At 68.6% G+C, this 15378-nt stretch carries 10 protein-coding genes; 7 read left to right on the forward strand and 3 right to left on the reverse strand.

The genetic code is table 11. The annotated features are described in order from the left end of the window. Positions 1–161: 161 nt before the first annotated feature. Positions 162–2930 carry an MMPL family transporter gene (locus tag KF688_19245; protein ID MBX3427824.1) on the forward strand — a complete coding sequence of 923 codons (2769 nt, stop codon included), beginning with the start codon at positions 162–164 and terminating at the stop codon, positions 2928–2930. Between the two features lie 9 nt (positions 2931–2939). Here the strand turns inward: KF688_19245 and KF688_19250 are convergent, their stop codons facing one another. From KF688_19250 to KF688_19260, 3 genes are all read right to left on the reverse strand, one after another. Next, positions 2940–3605, reverse strand: coding sequence for a DedA family protein (locus KF688_19250; GenBank protein ID MBX3427825.1), 666 nt, complete (start codon positions 3603–3605; stop codon positions 2940–2942). A 310-nt stretch (positions 3606–3915) separates the two neighbouring features. After that, a complete protein-coding gene (locus KF688_19255) occupies positions 3916–4455 on the reverse strand; it encodes a tetratricopeptide repeat protein (GenBank protein MBX3427826.1) in 540 nt (179 codons plus the stop codon). A 148-nt stretch (positions 4456–4603) separates the two neighbouring features. After that, positions 4604–5929 (reverse strand): cation:proton antiporter, encoded by a 1326-nt coding sequence (locus tag KF688_19260; protein MBX3427827.1) that lies wholly within the window; start codon positions 5927–5929, stop codon positions 4604–4606. A gap of 306 nt (positions 5930–6235) precedes the next feature. Here KF688_19260 and KF688_19265 point away from each other — a divergent pair, with 306 nt between their 5' ends. The 6 genes from KF688_19265 to KF688_19290 all read left to right on the forward strand — a co-directional run bounded on the left by KF688_19265 (position 6236) and on the right by KF688_19290 (position 15359). After that, the gene (locus KF688_19265; protein ID MBX3427828.1) at positions 6236–7693 is read left to right on the forward strand and encodes a hypothetical protein; all 1458 of its coding nucleotides are present in this window, start codon (positions 6236–6238) and stop codon (positions 7691–7693) included. Further along, positions 7686–9134 carry a sigma-54-dependent Fis family transcriptional regulator gene (locus KF688_19270; protein ID MBX3427829.1) on the forward strand — a complete coding sequence of 483 codons (1449 nt, stop codon included), beginning with the start codon at positions 7686–7688 and terminating at the stop codon, positions 9132–9134. The genes KF688_19265 and KF688_19270 overlap by 8 nt, the downstream gene beginning before the upstream one ends. Before the next feature lie 237 nt (positions 9135–9371). After that, positions 9372–10016, forward strand: a complete 645-nt coding sequence (locus KF688_19275) for a sigma-70 family RNA polymerase sigma factor (protein MBX3427830.1) — start codon at positions 9372–9374, stop codon at positions 10014–10016. Further along, positions 10013–12922 (forward strand): serine/threonine protein kinase, encoded by a 2910-nt coding sequence (locus KF688_19280; GenBank protein ID MBX3427831.1) that lies wholly within the window; start codon positions 10013–10015, stop codon positions 12920–12922. The genes KF688_19275 and KF688_19280 overlap by 4 nt, the downstream gene beginning before the upstream one ends. Further along, the gene (locus KF688_19285) at positions 12919–14088 is read left to right on the forward strand and encodes a hypothetical protein (GenBank protein MBX3427832.1); all 1170 of its coding nucleotides are present in this window, start codon (positions 12919–12921) and stop codon (positions 14086–14088) included. Before KF688_19280 ends, KF688_19285 begins: the two co-directional genes overlap by 4 nt. 938 nt (positions 14089–15026) lie before the next feature. Beyond that, on the forward strand, positions 15027–15359 hold the full coding sequence (locus KF688_19290) for a hypothetical protein (protein ID MBX3427833.1): 333 nt from the start codon (positions 15027–15029) through the stop codon (positions 15357–15359). The last annotated feature ends 19 nt before the right edge of the window (positions 15360–15378 follow it).

The following is a 15378-nucleotide window of genomic DNA, read 5'->3' on the forward strand; positions in this document are numbered from 1 at the left end:
GAACCGGCATGCAACGGCGCTCCGGTCTCTTGTGCTCCTTGGCAAGTGGACCGCGATTTGCACGTCTCTTCGACGCCCCCGTCCCGCGCCCTGCCCCGAGGCGGAGATCGAACCGCTCGGGGCGTGTGCGGGATTCTGCTCGGAACGCCGTGGCGCCATTCATGGAACGATCCTCCCCCCGGCCGGCCGTCTCGCTGGCCACGCTCGTTATCGCTGCGTTCTTGGCCCCGCTCGTCGGCCTGTTCGCCCTGCGCGCCGTCAAAAGCAACCGCAACGACATGTCCGAGTGGCTCCCCGCGAGTTACGAGGAGACGGCCCAACTCGAATGGTTCCGCAGCAAGTTCGCGACTGACCAATTCGTGGTCATCAGTTGGGACGGCTGTACGCTTGGCGAACCGACGAACGGGTTGGCCGACGACCCGCGAATCGAACGACTCGCCCGAGCGCTGCGCGAGGCGCGACTTCCCGAGCGGGACGGAACCCCCGGCGCCCGCTGCTTTCAACAAGTGACCACGGGGCGCGAGGCGCTCGACGATCTGACGGCTCCTCCCGCGAATCTCCCGCGCAAGCTGGCGATCGAGCGACTGCAAGGCACGCTCTTGGGTCCCGACGGTCGGCAGACCTGCATTCTCGCGACGCTCGCCCGGTCGACCGAGCACAAACTTCGCGATGTCGTCGGCCGGCCGCTCGCCGGGCCTTGGGGATTGCGCAAGGCGAAGCAGACGCCGCTGTTCAAGGCGATTGTCCAGGCGGGGCTCAGGCCAGACGAGGTGCGACTCGGAGGCCCGCCGATCGACAACGTGTCCATCGACGAAGAGGGCGAACGGACGCTCGCCCGGCTGGCCGTCTTGTCGGGGGCCTTCGGCGCTGCGCTCGCGTGGTGGTCGTTGCGCAGTTTCCGCATGATGATGGTCGTCTTCGGTTGCGGGGCGGCCTGCGCCGCGATTTCGCTGGCGCTGGTGTCGCTGACCGGCGGGGCGGTCGACGCGATCCTCATGTCGATGCCGGCCTTGGTCTACGTGTTGGCCGTGTCGGGGGCGATCCACTTCATCAACTACTATCGGCTCGCTGCGAACGAGCACGGCGTCGATGCGGCGGTGAACCACGCCGTCGAGCACGCCTGGAAGCCCGCCTTGTTGTGCTCGGTGACGACCGCCATCGGATTGGCGTCCCTCTCGACGAGCGACATCTTGCCGATTTGTCGGTTCGGGCTCTATTCGGCCGCCGGGGTCCTGGCCACGCTGGGGGTCTTGTTCACGATGTTGCCGGCGGTGCTCAGGTACTGGCCTTGGCGCCCTGCGGGCGTCGTCGTGTTAGGCGAGGAAGAAGCCGAGGCGACGCCCGACAATGTCTGGTCGCGTTATACGCACGGCATTTTCAAACGCCGCCGGCTCGTGCTTGCCGGCAGCGCGGCGACGATCTTCGGTTTGTGCCTGGGGTTGCCGCGGGTCGAGACGACCATCGACCTGTTGAAGCTCTTCAGCCCCGACGCCCGGCTCGTGCAGGATTACCAATGGTACGAGGAGCATCTCGGCCGCTTGGTGCCGATGGAACTTGTGATTCGTTTCCCCGCCGAGACTCTGCAGGAGGATCTGCCCGTCGACGCTCCGCTGGCGCAACTCATTCACAGCCACTCCTTCTTGGAACGGCTCGATCTGGTCGAGCTGGTCGAACGAAACATCCGCACCCGACTAGGCGCCGAGGGAGACGACCTCGTGGGCGCTACGATGTCGGCCGCCACGTTCACTCGCCCGGTGAGCGACCCCGGGCTGGGCTACGGCCGCACGGGCGAGCGGTACGTCGCCGCCGAGGAACTGCTCGACCATCGTCGGCAGATTGCCGACACCGGCTACTTGACCGTCGATCCCGATACGGGCGAAGAGTTGTGGCGCGTGAGCGTGCGGGTTGCGGCGTTTCACACGGTCGACCACGGCGAACTGGTCGCCCGACTGCGCGCGGCGATCGAGCCGATTTTCGCCGCCGAGCGCAGCAACGCCCGCGCCCTCCGCGCGCTGGCCGCTGAACGGGGCGAGCCGCCGCGCGGCAGCCGGCTCGTGCTCTTCTCGCCCGAGGGAATCCAAACCTGGGCTCGCACCAGCGCATCGCTGCTGGCCGGCAAGCGAGTGCTCGCCGCAGGGGTCGCCAAGAAGTTCGCCGGTCTGCAGCCGGCCGAAATCGACGCCCTCAAGAATTACGACGGCGTGATCCTCAGTCCCGGCGCCTCGAAAGAAGATCGGGCCGAACTTGTCGCGGCCGGGGCGCGGGTCGTCGCCGCGGCCGACCTCGATCTCGCCCCGAGCGACGGCAGCGACGTGGGCGTCGTCTACACCGGAGCCGTGCCGATCGTCTACAAGGCCCAGCGCGAACTGCTCAGCAGCCTCATTCAAAGCACCTGGTGGTCGTTCGCCACGATCACGCCGCTCATGATGTTCGTCTGCCGCAGCGTGGCCGCCGGCGCGATCGTGATGATTCCCAACACGCTCCCCGTGTTGGTCGTATTCGGCGGCATGGGGTGGCTGGGCGTGCCGGTCGATATCGGCTCGATGATGGCCGCCAGCATTGCGCTGGGGGTGGCGGTCGACGACACGATCCACTTCCTCGCGTGGTTCCGGCAAGACTTGGCCCGGTTGCGCGACCGCATGCTGGCGGTCGAGGCGGCGTACGGCCGGTCGGCCGCGCCGACCCTGCAGGCGGCGCTCATCAACGGGCTGGGACTGTCGGTGTTCGCCACCAGCTCGTTCACGCCGACGCAACGCTTCGGCTGGCTCATGCTGGCGATCCTCGTCGCCGGGGTCGTCGCCGAACTGGTCATGCTCCCCGCGCTGCTGTTCAGCCCCCTGGGCAACGCCTTCCGACCGCAAGGCTTAGGCGTCGTGCGAACCGACGGCAGCCGCGCTGCAGGTTGCGGGGACGACGCTCCCGCGGCGTAACGAGCCTCTTCAGTGCGCCAGCAGCTTGAGCGCCGCGAACCCCGCGATCACCGCGGCCCCCAGGGCGAGCGTGATCCATTCCAGGTGCTTTTCCAGGATCCGCCGCACTCCGGGACCGAACCACCACATGCACGTTCCGACCAAGAAGAACCGTCCGCCGCGCCCGATCGCCGCGGCGACCACGAGCGTCGCGAGCGGGACGTAACCGTGAAACACTCCCGCGGCAATCGTGATCACCTTGAACGGAATCGGCGTGAAGGCCGCGGTGAAGATCGTCCAGAAGGCGTTGTCGCGATACAGCTCGCCCACATGGGCGACGATCTCGGGAGTCACCCCCGGCACGTAGCGATAAAAAAAGTCGTCGAGCGCCTCCCACGCGCCGTACCCGATCAGCCACCCCAGCACGGCCCCGGCGACCGAGGCGACGGCGCTGACCGCCGCATAGAAGAACGAGCGCCGCGGTCGCGACGCCGACAGTGCGATCTGCAGCACGTCGGGCGGGATCGGAAAGAACGAGCTCTCGGCGAACGAAATGGCCGCCAGCGCCGGCGTCCCGTACGGGGTTTCGGCCCAGTGGAGGACCCAATTGTACAGCCGGCGGATCACGCCCGGCCGCGGCGCGACCGGTTCTCCGGGAGACGGATCGAGTTCGGTCTCGGCGGCGGGGGCGTTCATCGGCATGCGGGGCGGCGGGGGCGACGGGCGGGGGAGCGATTGCGCGGTTCGACCCCGAAGTCTAGCACGCCCGAGCCATGCGCTCACCCCGCACTGACCCGAGGTCGTGATCCCATTTGCCCAATTGATGGGTGGCTGGGGTCGAACGAAGTGAGCCCCCAGCGGATTCCCTGGGGGCTCCGCTGCGCTGCGACCCCAGCCACCCTTCCAAGGGCGCAAACGGTCTCACGATCCGGCCCTGGCCCCGAGGATCGGCGATTTGCGCCGATTGGAGGGGCGCTTGGGATCGCAGCGCAGGGAAGGCGCCGGGCTACGGCGTGCCGAACTCGCCCGGCTCGAAGTCGATCGCGACTCGCCGTTCGTGCGGGGCGACGCGGTTGACCTTCCAGTCGAGCCACGCCAGCCACGGCAGCGACTTCTCCCAGCGACGCACCGCGGCCCGCAGCAACGGAACGTGTGGCGTCGTTTCGCCTTCGAGATCGCCCAGCATCTCGAGGGCCCCGCTCGTGTGGCCCTCGAGCATCAGCGCCGTCGCGAAGTTCACTTTGAGGTGAACCGGCCGGTCTTTGCGCATCCAGGTCGAGCCGGGTTGCATGACCAACCCGCGGAGGATGCGGACCGCCTCCTCGACATGGCCGGTCCGCATCAGGCAGACCGCCAAGGCGTTTTGCACTTCCAGTTCTTGGCCCCCTTTGCCGTGGGCCAGCTTGACGGCGTTGTCGTAGCGGCTCGCGTGCGCCTCGACCAGCACCCGGGCCAGCAGCGCGGCGTTGCCGGGGGGCGTGTCGCCGCTCGGCGGCGCGGGGCGGCGCTCGCGCGAGTCGGAGTCGGATGGAATTGTCGTGGACACGGGCGCTCTTCTCTGCTTCTCTGTCGGAAACGCTGCGCAGCGGACAGTCGAGGAACCGTCGCCCGGGCGTCGAACGACCAAGAAGCAATTGACATGCCGGGACGTGCGCCAGGCCTCGTCACGTCGCAGCGGGCGACGACGCAATCTGTCAGCGACCTTCGGGGGCCGCGAGCGTGTCCAGATTGTGCTCAGGCTGTTCAGTCTCCAACCCCGGCATCCCGGCGATCAGGCGGCGCAGAATCGGGGTGGTGATCACGGTCGTCACCAGGGCCATGAGCACGAGCATCGTGAACACCGCGTCGGGGACGACTCCCAACTCCCGCCCCACGTTGATCGCCACCAACCCCATCAGCGCGCGGGTGTTCATCATCACGGCGACGCAGGAACTCTCGCGGATCGTGCAGCCGCCGGTCCAGGCGGCCAGTCCGCAGCCCAACATCTTCCCCGCCGTGGCGGCGGCGATCACCAGCAGGCAAACCCCCCACAGCCACGGGGAGTCGAGCCGCCCGACGTCGGTGCGCAGCCCGGTCGAGGTGAAGAACACCGGCAACAGCAAGGCGTAGACCAGCGTGCGCCATTGCCGCGTCACGGCCTCGGCAAGCGGGCGCTCGCGCGAGAGCGCGGCGCCCAGCACGAACGGCCCGAAGATGGCGAACACGCCGATCGCGCTGGTGGCCGCGGCGCTCAGCAGGACGAACACCAGCAGGATCGCGGTGGCGGCCAGATCAAGCTGCCGCGCGCGGGGCGCCCCGGCGCCCGACGTCTCCGGGGCGCCGGCGGCGAAATGCACCAGCCGCAGGCACAGCGGCCTCGCCGCGAAGAACGTCGCCGCGCAGAACACGATCAACAGCCCCAGCGATTCCACGAGCGGCCACGCCTGGAATCCGTCGCGCACCAGTGCGCTGACTCCGGCCAGCAGGATCCACCCCAGCACGTCGTCGACCGCCGCGGCTGTGATCGTCAGGGCTCCCAGACGCGAGCGGTGGATCTTCAGTTCGATCATGATCCGTCCCAGGATCGGGATCGCCGTGATCGACAGCGCCGTCGCCACGAACATCGTGAACCCCAGCCGCGGAGTTTCTGCGGCGACCGAACCGTGTATCGCCAGGGCGGTTGCGGCGCCCAGGGCGAACGGCGTGACGATCCCGGCCACGGCGACGCGCGAAGCCGTTCGCCCCACGTGCCGCAGGTGGGTGAAGTCGAACTCCAGCCCGATCAGGAACATGAACAGCACGAGCCCCAGTTCGCTGAGGGCCCGGAAGCAGAACTCCGTCTCGGGAGCGGGGACGAGCTGCATCCACGAGGGGGCGATCTTGCCCAACAGCGACGGGCCCAAGAGCACCCCCACGAGGATTTCGCCGACGACCTCGGGCTGCCCTGCGCGGCGAAACGCCCACGCCCCCAGCCGCGCCGCGGCGACGATCGCCGCCAACTGCAAGAGCACGGTCAGGAACAGTTCGTGAAATCCGGGCATCGTTGGCGGCTGGGGGGACGGGAAGAACGTGCGCCAGGTCGGTCGGCGTGCGGCCGACAAGTCGGGCCCATGATAGGCCAATCACGACCGGTCGACACCTCCGGCAACGGGTAGTGATGCCATTTGCGCCCTTGCAAGGGTCCCCTGGGGGCTCACTTCGTTCGACCCCAGCCACTCTTCAATTTCGCAAATGGAATCACTACCCGGCAATGCGGACGCCGCTGTATCCAAATCCCAATCGCGGAGAGATAATAGCTGGACGGCTTCACGGCCTGTTCAACTTCTGGACGCCAAGGCGATCTCCACGTGCGTCTCTCCCTGCTCTGGCGAATGATCCTGCCGACCGTCGCGGTCAGCATGCTGCTGATGGCCCTTGGGTTGGGCTCGGCGATCTACGTCTATCGGACCAACGCCCAGGTCTCCGAACGACTCGACCACCGGGTTGCCGAGGTGCTCAAAGCCGAGGAGTTGGTCATCGCGATCCGCGACGTCCGTCAAGCGCTCGATCGTTACCATGCGTTGAAGCTGCCGGCGTACATGGACGAGGCGACGCGCTCGGCCGTCGCCGCCGGGAAACTCCTGCAACAGCTTCGGGCGTCGGGCACGCTCTCCGCCGACGCCCCGTTGGCGAGCCAGGTGGCCGAGCTGCCGAGGCTGATCGAAGCGGCGCACGACGCAGCCCCTGACGAGTACGCCGCGATTCGGCAGGCGATCACCCGCGAGACGTTGGCTGCGGCGATGGAACTGCTCAACGCGAACCGGCTCGAGCTCACCGAGCAAAGCCGGCAGAATCGCCTGCTCGCCGGCCGTGTTGGCACGAGCCTTGCTTTGCTTGGCGTCAGCGGGGCGGCCGCCGGGCTGCTCGCGGGATTCGGCGTCGCGCGCGGGGTGGCCAGTTCGATCGCCGAACTCGGGGGTTCGCTCCAGTCGCTCACCGCGTCGCTCGCCGCCGGCGAGCCCGCTTTGAGCCCCGCGGCCGGCTTGCCGGAACTGGTCGCCGCGATGAGCCAGGTGCGCGCCAAGACCGAAGGGATCGTCACCGAACTGGAACGCACCCGCGAGACGGCCGCCCGCGCCGACCAGTTGGCCGCCGTCGGACAGTTGGCCGCGGGCATCGCTCACGAACTTCGCAACCCGCTGACCGCCGTCAAACTGCTGACCGACGCCGCGATCGAACAGCACGAACCGCTCGCCCTCAACGAATTGATCGTCGTCCGCGACGAGGCCGATCGAATGCAACAGATGCTGCAAACGTTCCTCGACTTCGCCCGACCGCCGCGGCTTGTTCGCAGGTCGGTCGATCTGAGCGACGTGGCCCGCCAGACGATCGAGCTCGCCAAGAGCCGAGCCGACAGGCTGGGCGTGATGCTCGTGCTCGACGCGACCGACGTCGTCGAGCTCGAGGCCGATCCGCAGCAGTTGCGGCAAGTGCTGGTGAACCTGATCTTCAACGCCATCGAGGCCCAGCCCGGCGGCGGGCGAATCGACGTCGCCGTCCGAACCGCCGGCGAGCGGGCGATCGTCGAGGTCGCCGACCGCGGGCCCGGCATCTCGCCCCAGATCGTCGCTCGTCTGTTCGAGCCGTTCGTCAGCACCAAGGAGACAGGCGTCGGCCTGGGGCTGGCGGTGTCGCAGCGGATCATCGCTTCGCACGGCGGTCGGGTCGAGGGGTTCAATCCGCCGAGCGGCGGAGCCCTGTTTCGCGTCGAACTGCCGCGCGTCCCCCAACCACTCACGGTTTCCCAAACTCCGAACCATGACTAAGACCCGCATTGTCATCATCGACGATGAATCCAGCGTCCGCTTTTCGCTTGTGCGGGCCCTCGGCTCCGACGACGTCGTCGTCGACGGCTACGAAACGGCCCGGGCCGGGATCGAAGCGATCGAGCGCGACGTTCCCGATCTCGTGTTGCTCGACGTCCGGCTCCCCGACATGTCGGGACTCGACGCCCTGCTCGCGCTGCGCGCCATCGACCCCAAGCTGATGGTCGTCGTCATCACGGCCCACGGCACGACCGACACGGCGATCGAAGCCACCAAACGGGGCGCGTTCGACTACCTGCTCAAACCGTTCGAGCTGACGACGCTCCGCGCGGTGGTCGCCAAGGCGACCGAGGCGAGCCGACTGGCGCGGCGACCGACGCTGAACGCCGAACCAGGCTCGCCCCCCGCCGCTCCCACCGACTGGATCGTCGGTCGCAGCGCCGCCATGCAGGAGGTCTTCAAGGCGATCGGCCGGGTGGCCAACTCGGACGTCAACGTCCTGCTGCTCGGCGAGAGCGGGGTGGGCAAGGAACTTGTCGCCCGCGCGATCTACCAGCACAGCAGCCGCGCGGACAAAATGTTTCACGCCATCAACTGCGCCGCGATTCCCGAGACGCTGCTTGAGAGCGAATTGTTCGGCCACGAGAAGGGGGCCTTCACCGGGGCCGAACGGCAGCGCATCGGCCGATTCGAACAGGCCACCGGCGGCACCGTGTTTCTCGACGAAATCGGCGACATGAGCCCCGCGATTCAGGCCAAGGTGCTGCGGCTCCTTCAGGATCAACGGTTCGAGCGCGTCGGCGGCGGCGAGACGATCCAGACCGACGTGCGGATCATCGCCGCGACCAACCAGAACCTGACCGAACTGGTCGCCGCCGGGCGGTTTCGACAGGACTTGTTCTATCGGCTGAACACCTACACGATCGCGCTGCCGCCGCTGCGCGGGCGGCGCGACGACTTGCCGCTGTTGGTCGATCATTTCATCAAGCTCCACTCCGGCGAGATCAACAAGCACGTCGAGGCGGCCGCCCCCGAGACGCTGCTGGCGCTCGAGTCCTACTCCTGGCCGGGGAACGTCCGCGAACTGCAGGGGGTCGTCAAAACCGCGCTGGTGAACGCTACGTCCGACGTGCTCACCCCCGATTGCCTTCCCGAGTCGATCCTCAGCGGCGAGGCGGCCCTGGCGAGTCTTCCCGGCGGCGGCGGCGGGCGGTTCGACCTGACGAGCTTCGTCCACCGCCTGCTCCAATCGCGCGAGGAGGACGTCTACCGCAAGGTCATGCTCGCGGTCGATCGCATCGTGCTTGACGAAGCGCTCCATGCCGCCAACGGCAACCAGGTCGAAGCAAGCCGCTCGCTGGGCATCTCGCGGACCACCCTGCGGGCGAAGCTGCAACTGCTGTCGCAGCGCCCGGTCGAAACGCCGACCGCCAGCTCGTAGCCGCTCCGGATCTTCTGCGACCACGCGCCGCCGGCGGGGCCGCGGCTCCTGGTCGGGCGATCGAAGACCGCTAGCATCCCTCCGCGCCCCCCCCTGCGGCGAATCCTGCCTTCAGGAGCGTCACTGCCTCACGGCAAAAAAACCGAGATTTCGCCCAGGTTCCCCGGTGACAGGAATCCGCAAAATCTGCCTATCATGTCGTAGGGTTCGCTTCCTTGCCAAGTCTGCAGCACGCCCATGGCCAGCGCCGCCAATAACGCCGAAGTCTTTTTGTCGCAAGCACTTGCCGGCTCGCAAGAAGGCTTCGGAAGGCTGTTGTCGCTGTACCGCAACTACCTCAAGCTCCTGGTGGTCGCCCAGCTCGAACAACCGCTCCGTCGCCGGGTGAGCCCCTCGGACGTCGTCCAGGAGACCTTTCTTGAGGCCAATCGCGACTTCGACCAGTTCCGCGGCCGATCGGCTGGGGAGTTCTGCGCCTGGCTGCGGCGGATACTCGTCAACAACATCCACCGCGCGATCGAACAGCACGCCCTGGCGGCCAAGCGGTCGGTCCACCGCGAGGTCTCGCTCGACGCCCTGGCGACCTCCCTCGAACAGTCGACGGTCCGGCTGGAGGCGATCCTCGCCGGCTCGCTCGATTCTCCCAGCGAATCGCTGCAACGCCAGGAGCAGCAGCTCGACCTGGCGAACCGCCTGGCGGCGCTGCCGCGCGATTATCGCGACGTCATCCTGTTGCGGCACATGCACGGCTTGCCGTTCGAGGAGATCGGCCGCCGCATGGACCGCTCCGCGGGGGCGGCGCGGATGGTGTGGCTCCGCGCGATCCGCCACCTGCGCGAGACGATGAACCCGGCCAGCGAAGCCGTGGGAGAGACGCCGTGATTCGCGCCGCCGATCCGACTCTGCCCGACGCCGAACCGGCCGAGCAACTGCTGGCCGCGCTGATGGACGAGTACCTGATCTCGCTCGAGCACGGCGCGCCGCTCGATCTCGACGAGATGATCGCGGCCCATCCGGCGCTTGAGGCCGACATCCGAGAGTTCGCCGCCAGCGTCGAGCAGCTCCATCGTGCGGCGCAGGAATCGCCGCTCCCCGGCGAAGCGACCGAGCCGGCCCTCGAATCGATCTCCCCCGCGACCCAGCGGCTGGGAGACTATCGGATCGTCCGCGAACTGGGGCGCGGCGGCATGGGGATCGTCTACGAAGCGGAGCAGCTCTCGCTGGCCCGCCGCGTCGCGCTCAAGGTGCTCCCCTTCGCCGCAATGTGGGATCGCAAGCAATTGGCCCGGTTTCAAAACGAAGCCCGCGCGGCCGCTCAGCTCCATCATCCCCACATTGTGCCGGTGTTCGGCGTCGGGCAGGATCGCGGGGTCCACTATTACGCGATGCAGATGGTGTCCGGGCAGTCGCTCGACAAGCTGCTGGCCGATCTCCGTCGCGGCGCCGAGTTGCGCAGCGCCGAAACCGCCGGCCCCGGGGGAACGACCGCCTCGCCCGGCGCCGCCACGATGCGCTCGCTCGTCGAGACGGCCGACCTTTCCCCCGCGCGGCGCGGGGCGGGCTTTCGCGCCTACTGCCGCGCGGTGGCCGAACTGGGCGTCCAAGCCGCCGAGGCCCTGCAGTACGCCCACGACTGCGGCGTCATCCACCGCGACGTGAAGCCCTCGAACCTCCTCCTGGACGATCGCAACGCCGCCTGGATCACCGACTTCGGCCTCGCGCGCATTCAGGGAGACGTTGGCGTCACGGCCACGGGCGACGTCGTCGGCACGTTGCGCTACATGAGTCCCGAGCAAGCCGCGGGACAGCAAGCGCTGATCGACCCGCGGACCGACGTCTATTCCCTGGGGGCGACGCTGTACGAACTGTTGACGCTCGCCCCCGCGTTTCCGGGCGAGGATCGCCGCGAGGTGCTGCGGGCCGTCATCGAACGCGACCCGTTGCCGCTGCGCGAGCTCGCCCCGGAAATTCCCGTCGACTTGGAAACGATCGTGCTCTGCGCGCTCTCGAAGTCGCGCGAGGACCGCTACGCGACGGCGGCCGAAATGGCCGACGACCTCCGCCGGTTCCTCGAAGACAAGCCGACCCGGGCCCGGCGGCCGACGGTGATCGATCGCGCGACGAATCTCGTCCGCCGACATCGCAGGGCGACGGCCGCCCTGGCGGGATTCCTGCTCGTCGTGGCGGTGTTGTCGACGACCGGGGCGGCCTTGTTGTCGCGCGAGCAGGCCCGCACCGCCGCGGCGCTCGAAGACGCCCAGACCAGCCTCGAGAAGGCCCGCCGGGTGGTCGATCGATTCGGCGGCCAATTCGTCCACGAGCTCGAGCGCCTGCCGGGAAGCGAGCCGCTCCGCCGCGCCGTGCTGGCCGACACGCTCGATTACTACCGCGACTTCATCGCCCAGGCGAGCGACGACCCGCACCTCAACGCCGATCTGGCGGCCACGCAGTACCAAGCCGGCGTCATCGCCGGTCGGCTCGGCGACTTCGCCGCCGCCAACGACTTCTTGCACGCCGCGGCCGAAGAGTTCGGCCAACTCGCCGTGCGCGCCCCCCGCGGCGAGCGGCGTGACGAGTATCTCGCCCGCCAAGCCGCCTCGTGGAACAGCCTCGCCTTGGTCGAGGTCGATCACGGCGACCTGAGCGAGGCGCAGCGACTCTATCGGCTGGCCGTCGACGTGCAGCGCCCGTTGGCCGCCGGCCGCGAGGCCTCGGCCGAGAGCCGCCGCCAGTACGCCCAAATCCGGGCCAATCGCGGTCTGCTGGCGCGCCGCCAGGGCGACGCGACCGCGGCCGCGACCGATTTCGCGGCGGCGATCGCGGTGCTCGAACGGCTCGTCGCCGAAGCGCCCGCCTCGCGCGGCGCCAAGTACGATCTCGCCCTGGCGCTCAACAACCGCAGCTTCGTCGAGCAAGCAAGCGATCTGGCCGCGGCCCGGGCGTCGTGCGAATCGGCGGTTGCGCTGCTCCGCGAACTGATCGACCAATCCGAAGCGACCTCGGCCGACCTCGTGCGGCATCAGGCCGACGTCGCGTTGTGCCTCAACAACCTCGGCGCCATCCGCGGCCACATGCAGGACGACGCGGCCGCCGCGACGGTGCTGCGCGAGGCGGCGACGATCCAGGAATCGCTGCTGCGCCGCGCCCCCGCGGTCGTTCAGCATCGCAGCGACTTGGCGATCACGCTGAACAACCTGGGTCAAGCTGAGACGCGCGCCGGCCGGCCCGCCGCGGCGCGGCAGGCGTTCCAGCGCGCCGCCGCGCTGTTCGAGCAGTTGACGCACGACTACCCCGGCGAACCCCGCTTCGCCAGCGCGTCGGCTGGCGTCCTGAACAACCAGGCGATGGCCGACGAACTGGCCGGCGACTGGTCCGCGGCCCTGGCCAAGTACGAATCGGCGATCGAGCGCCAACGCGCCGCCTGGGGCCAAGGGCCCGAGCGGTCGGCGTTCCGCGATTCGCTTAACAAGCACTACGTCAACTACGCCCGCTGCCTGCGCGCCGCGGGCCGGGTCGAGGATGCGGCCGCGGCGTGCGTCGCCCGGCGCGAACTGTGGCCCGACGACGGCCGGCAGTTGTATCGCATCGCATTGGAATTGGTCGCCACGGCCGAGGCCGCTCCATCCGGCGCCGACGCGATGCTCGCCGAGGCCGCGGCCGCGCTGGTCGCCGCCGCGGACGTCTGGAACGACGCCGACGGACCCCTGGCGGCCGAGCCGCTGCCGTCGGCGCTGCGAGATCGGGTCGCCGCCGATCTCGTCGCGCGCTTGGAAGGAGCGAAGCGATGAACGCCTGGCTGAACGCCCTCCGACATGTCCTGCGCCGCCCTGCCGCCGCCGCGCCGCGCGCGGCTGGGCGCCGCCTCGCCTTCGAACAGGCCGAGTCGCGGCTCGCCCTGTCGACCGCCGTCGCCGTCGACTTGCCCGGGCGGTTCGACGTCGCCCCGGACAGCGGCGGCTTCGTCCTGTTGAACGAGTTCGCCGTGACTCGCTTCAACATGACCGGAGCGACCGACGCGCTGTTCTCCACGGGCGAGTGGCACGACGTCGATCCCGACGGTTTGCCGCGCGACCCCGCGGGATTCCAAGCTGCCGGCAACGACCCGTACTCGCTCAGCGAAGTTGGGGGGAATCAGCCGCCGCAACCGCGACTCAACGTGATCCTCCCCCCGGGGGTCATGCCGGGCGCCGCGGGCGAGATCCAACTCGCCGAGGTCATGAACGGTCGCGGAACCCTGCGGCACGAACGCCCCGAGCGCGGGCTCGCCGAGCGGCCGGCCCCGACCGATCGCGTCGGCGCCGTCGTCGGCGAATCGGCCGAGCGCCCGCTGGCGACCTCGCAAGGGCGCGAGGCGGCGTTCGAGGTCGCCGGGCTCGAACAACGTCGCATCCGCCGCACGGACCAACGCGCGGCCGACCGCAACGCCGACGCCCCGGACGCGCGCCTCGCGGCGTCGTTCTCGCCGTGGGCCGCCGATCTGGCTCACGCCGCGGCGAGCATGGTCCCCGCGCTCCCCGCCGCGGCCGAACCCGCGCCCCCCGCGCAACCTGCCGCCGACGAGCCGCAGCAGCCCTCGCCCGGCGATCAGGCCGCCGCCCGCAATGCGTCGCGCGAGACCCCTTGGCCCGCGCTGCCGATCGACGAGCTCGAACTCGTCGCCGGCGAACCGGTCGCGACGACCGCTCCGCGCGATCCCGCGGGCGACTCCCCGACGGGCGACCTTCCCGCGGATCGCGACGCCGCGTTCGCCGCGTGGGGCGACTCGGCCTTGCCGATCGGCGCCGCGGCCGATCGCCAACGCACCTCGGCCGCGTGGCCCCTGTTGGCGGCGCTCGCAGCCAGCGCCTGGGCCGTCCGCGCCGTCGTGACCACGGGCGACCCGAATCCCGCCGCGCCACAACCCGCCCGCCGCCGCCCGCCATCGCCCCGCTCCCCCCTGACCGGCCGGCGCTAACCGCCGATGCCGCCCGCAGCGTCCGCGAACAGGACGAACTCGACGAGGCCCAATTCGCCGAATGGGCGAAACAGGCCAGCCGCCTGCCGGGGGAGCAGATGGAGGCGAGCGCCGAACCCACGCCCGCGCCTCTCCTCAGGCGCCGGGCATGCGCGTCTTCGGTTCGCCATGGCGCGCGGCGGAGGATCGCCGTGGGCATGCCGCCTTGCTTCCCGCGCGGCAATCTCGACGCCGGCTTCTTCCAGGCCCGGCAGGGCCGGCAGGTTGTCGCCAGGGCCGCGAGGCCCTGGTTGGCGGTTGGAGACAATTCGCAGCCCCAACCGGGGCGACAGAAGCGCGGCCGTTCTCAGGTCGACGCGCGCGGCGGGTGCGCACAACTCGTTGCCTCGCCAAGAACTGCACGATACGTTGAGGGCACGGCAGACCTCCGTCGCGACCCGCAGCCAACTGGTCTCAGCCACGTTGCCGCCAGGGCTCTGCCAAGGGGCTTACCCACAGGTTTTGTGGATAAGCAGGCCATGCCGGGGCTTATCTGCGTTTTTGTGTCGAATAACAAGTTCGGCGGCAGCGAACGATTACTGATTTGCCAACACCACACAAAACTATGAAGCCCATCGCTCACTGGATACCCGCAGTATTTTGCGCGTTCCTATCACTACTCGCGCTCTCGATGCAGATCCGCTCTGACTCGGGAGATTGGAAGCCGGCATTCTATTGTTTCCTGCCCATGTGCTTCTTTTTTGTCGGCTCAACGACATCACAGATGCAGCGGGAGATTCGGGAGTTGCGGAAGCAGCTTGCCGAGTTGCAGCAGAAGCGAGTTGATTGACATGTTGCCGCCTAACCATACGCTGCAGCGAACCTAGCGGGAGCGTCGCAGTTGCAATCGTCACGTCCCGTGCGCCGGGTCGCTGAACTTGGGTCGTTAGGAGACTTTGGTGCTTCGCCTGCTCATCATCGCAATAGTCTTGATCCTCACCGGCTGCGACGATTCGCTTGATCGGCCAATCAGCTTTGCTCTTCCTGACGGATTCAGCGGACCGTTTGTGGTCATTGAGCATCCTGGGGTGGAAAAGGGGGTGGAAAAGGGGACAGGTCCATTTCATCCACTCCATCTTCCACTTCCTCAGCCCGTGCGGGACGGGGGAATGTTCGAAAAGCCACCGACGCCTGTCCGCTGTGCTAATCTGGACCTGTCCCCTTTTCCATCCCCAGGTTTTGTGGATAAGCAGGCCATGCCGGGACTTATCGGCATTGTTTGTGTCGAATAACAAGTTCTGCCACTAACCA

It is taken from the genome of Pirellulales bacterium, assembly GCA_019636345.1.
Taxonomy (GTDB): domain Bacteria; phylum Planctomycetota; class Planctomycetia; order Pirellulales; family Lacipirellulaceae.

Coding starts and splice junctions, on each gene's coding strand:
- KF688_19245 (MBX3427824.1), top strand. CDS start 162: ATGGAACGATCCTCCCCCCGGCCGGCCGTCTCGCTGGCCACGCTCGTT.
- KF688_19250 (MBX3427825.1), bottom strand. CDS start 3,605: ATGAACGCCCCCGCCGCCGAGACCGAACTCGATCCGTCTCCCGGAGAA.
- KF688_19260 (MBX3427827.1), bottom strand. CDS start 5,929: ATGCCCGGATTTCACGAACTGTTCCTGACCGTGCTCTTGCAGTTGGCG.
- KF688_19270 (MBX3427829.1), top strand. CDS start 7,686: ATGACTAAGACCCGCATTGTCATCATCGACGATGAATCCAGCGTCCGC.
- KF688_19275 (MBX3427830.1), top strand. CDS start 9,372: ATGGCCAGCGCCGCCAATAACGCCGAAGTCTTTTTGTCGCAAGCACTT.
- KF688_19285 (MBX3427832.1), top strand. CDS start 12,919: ATGAACGCCTGGCTGAACGCCCTCCGACATGTCCTGCGCCGCCCTGCC.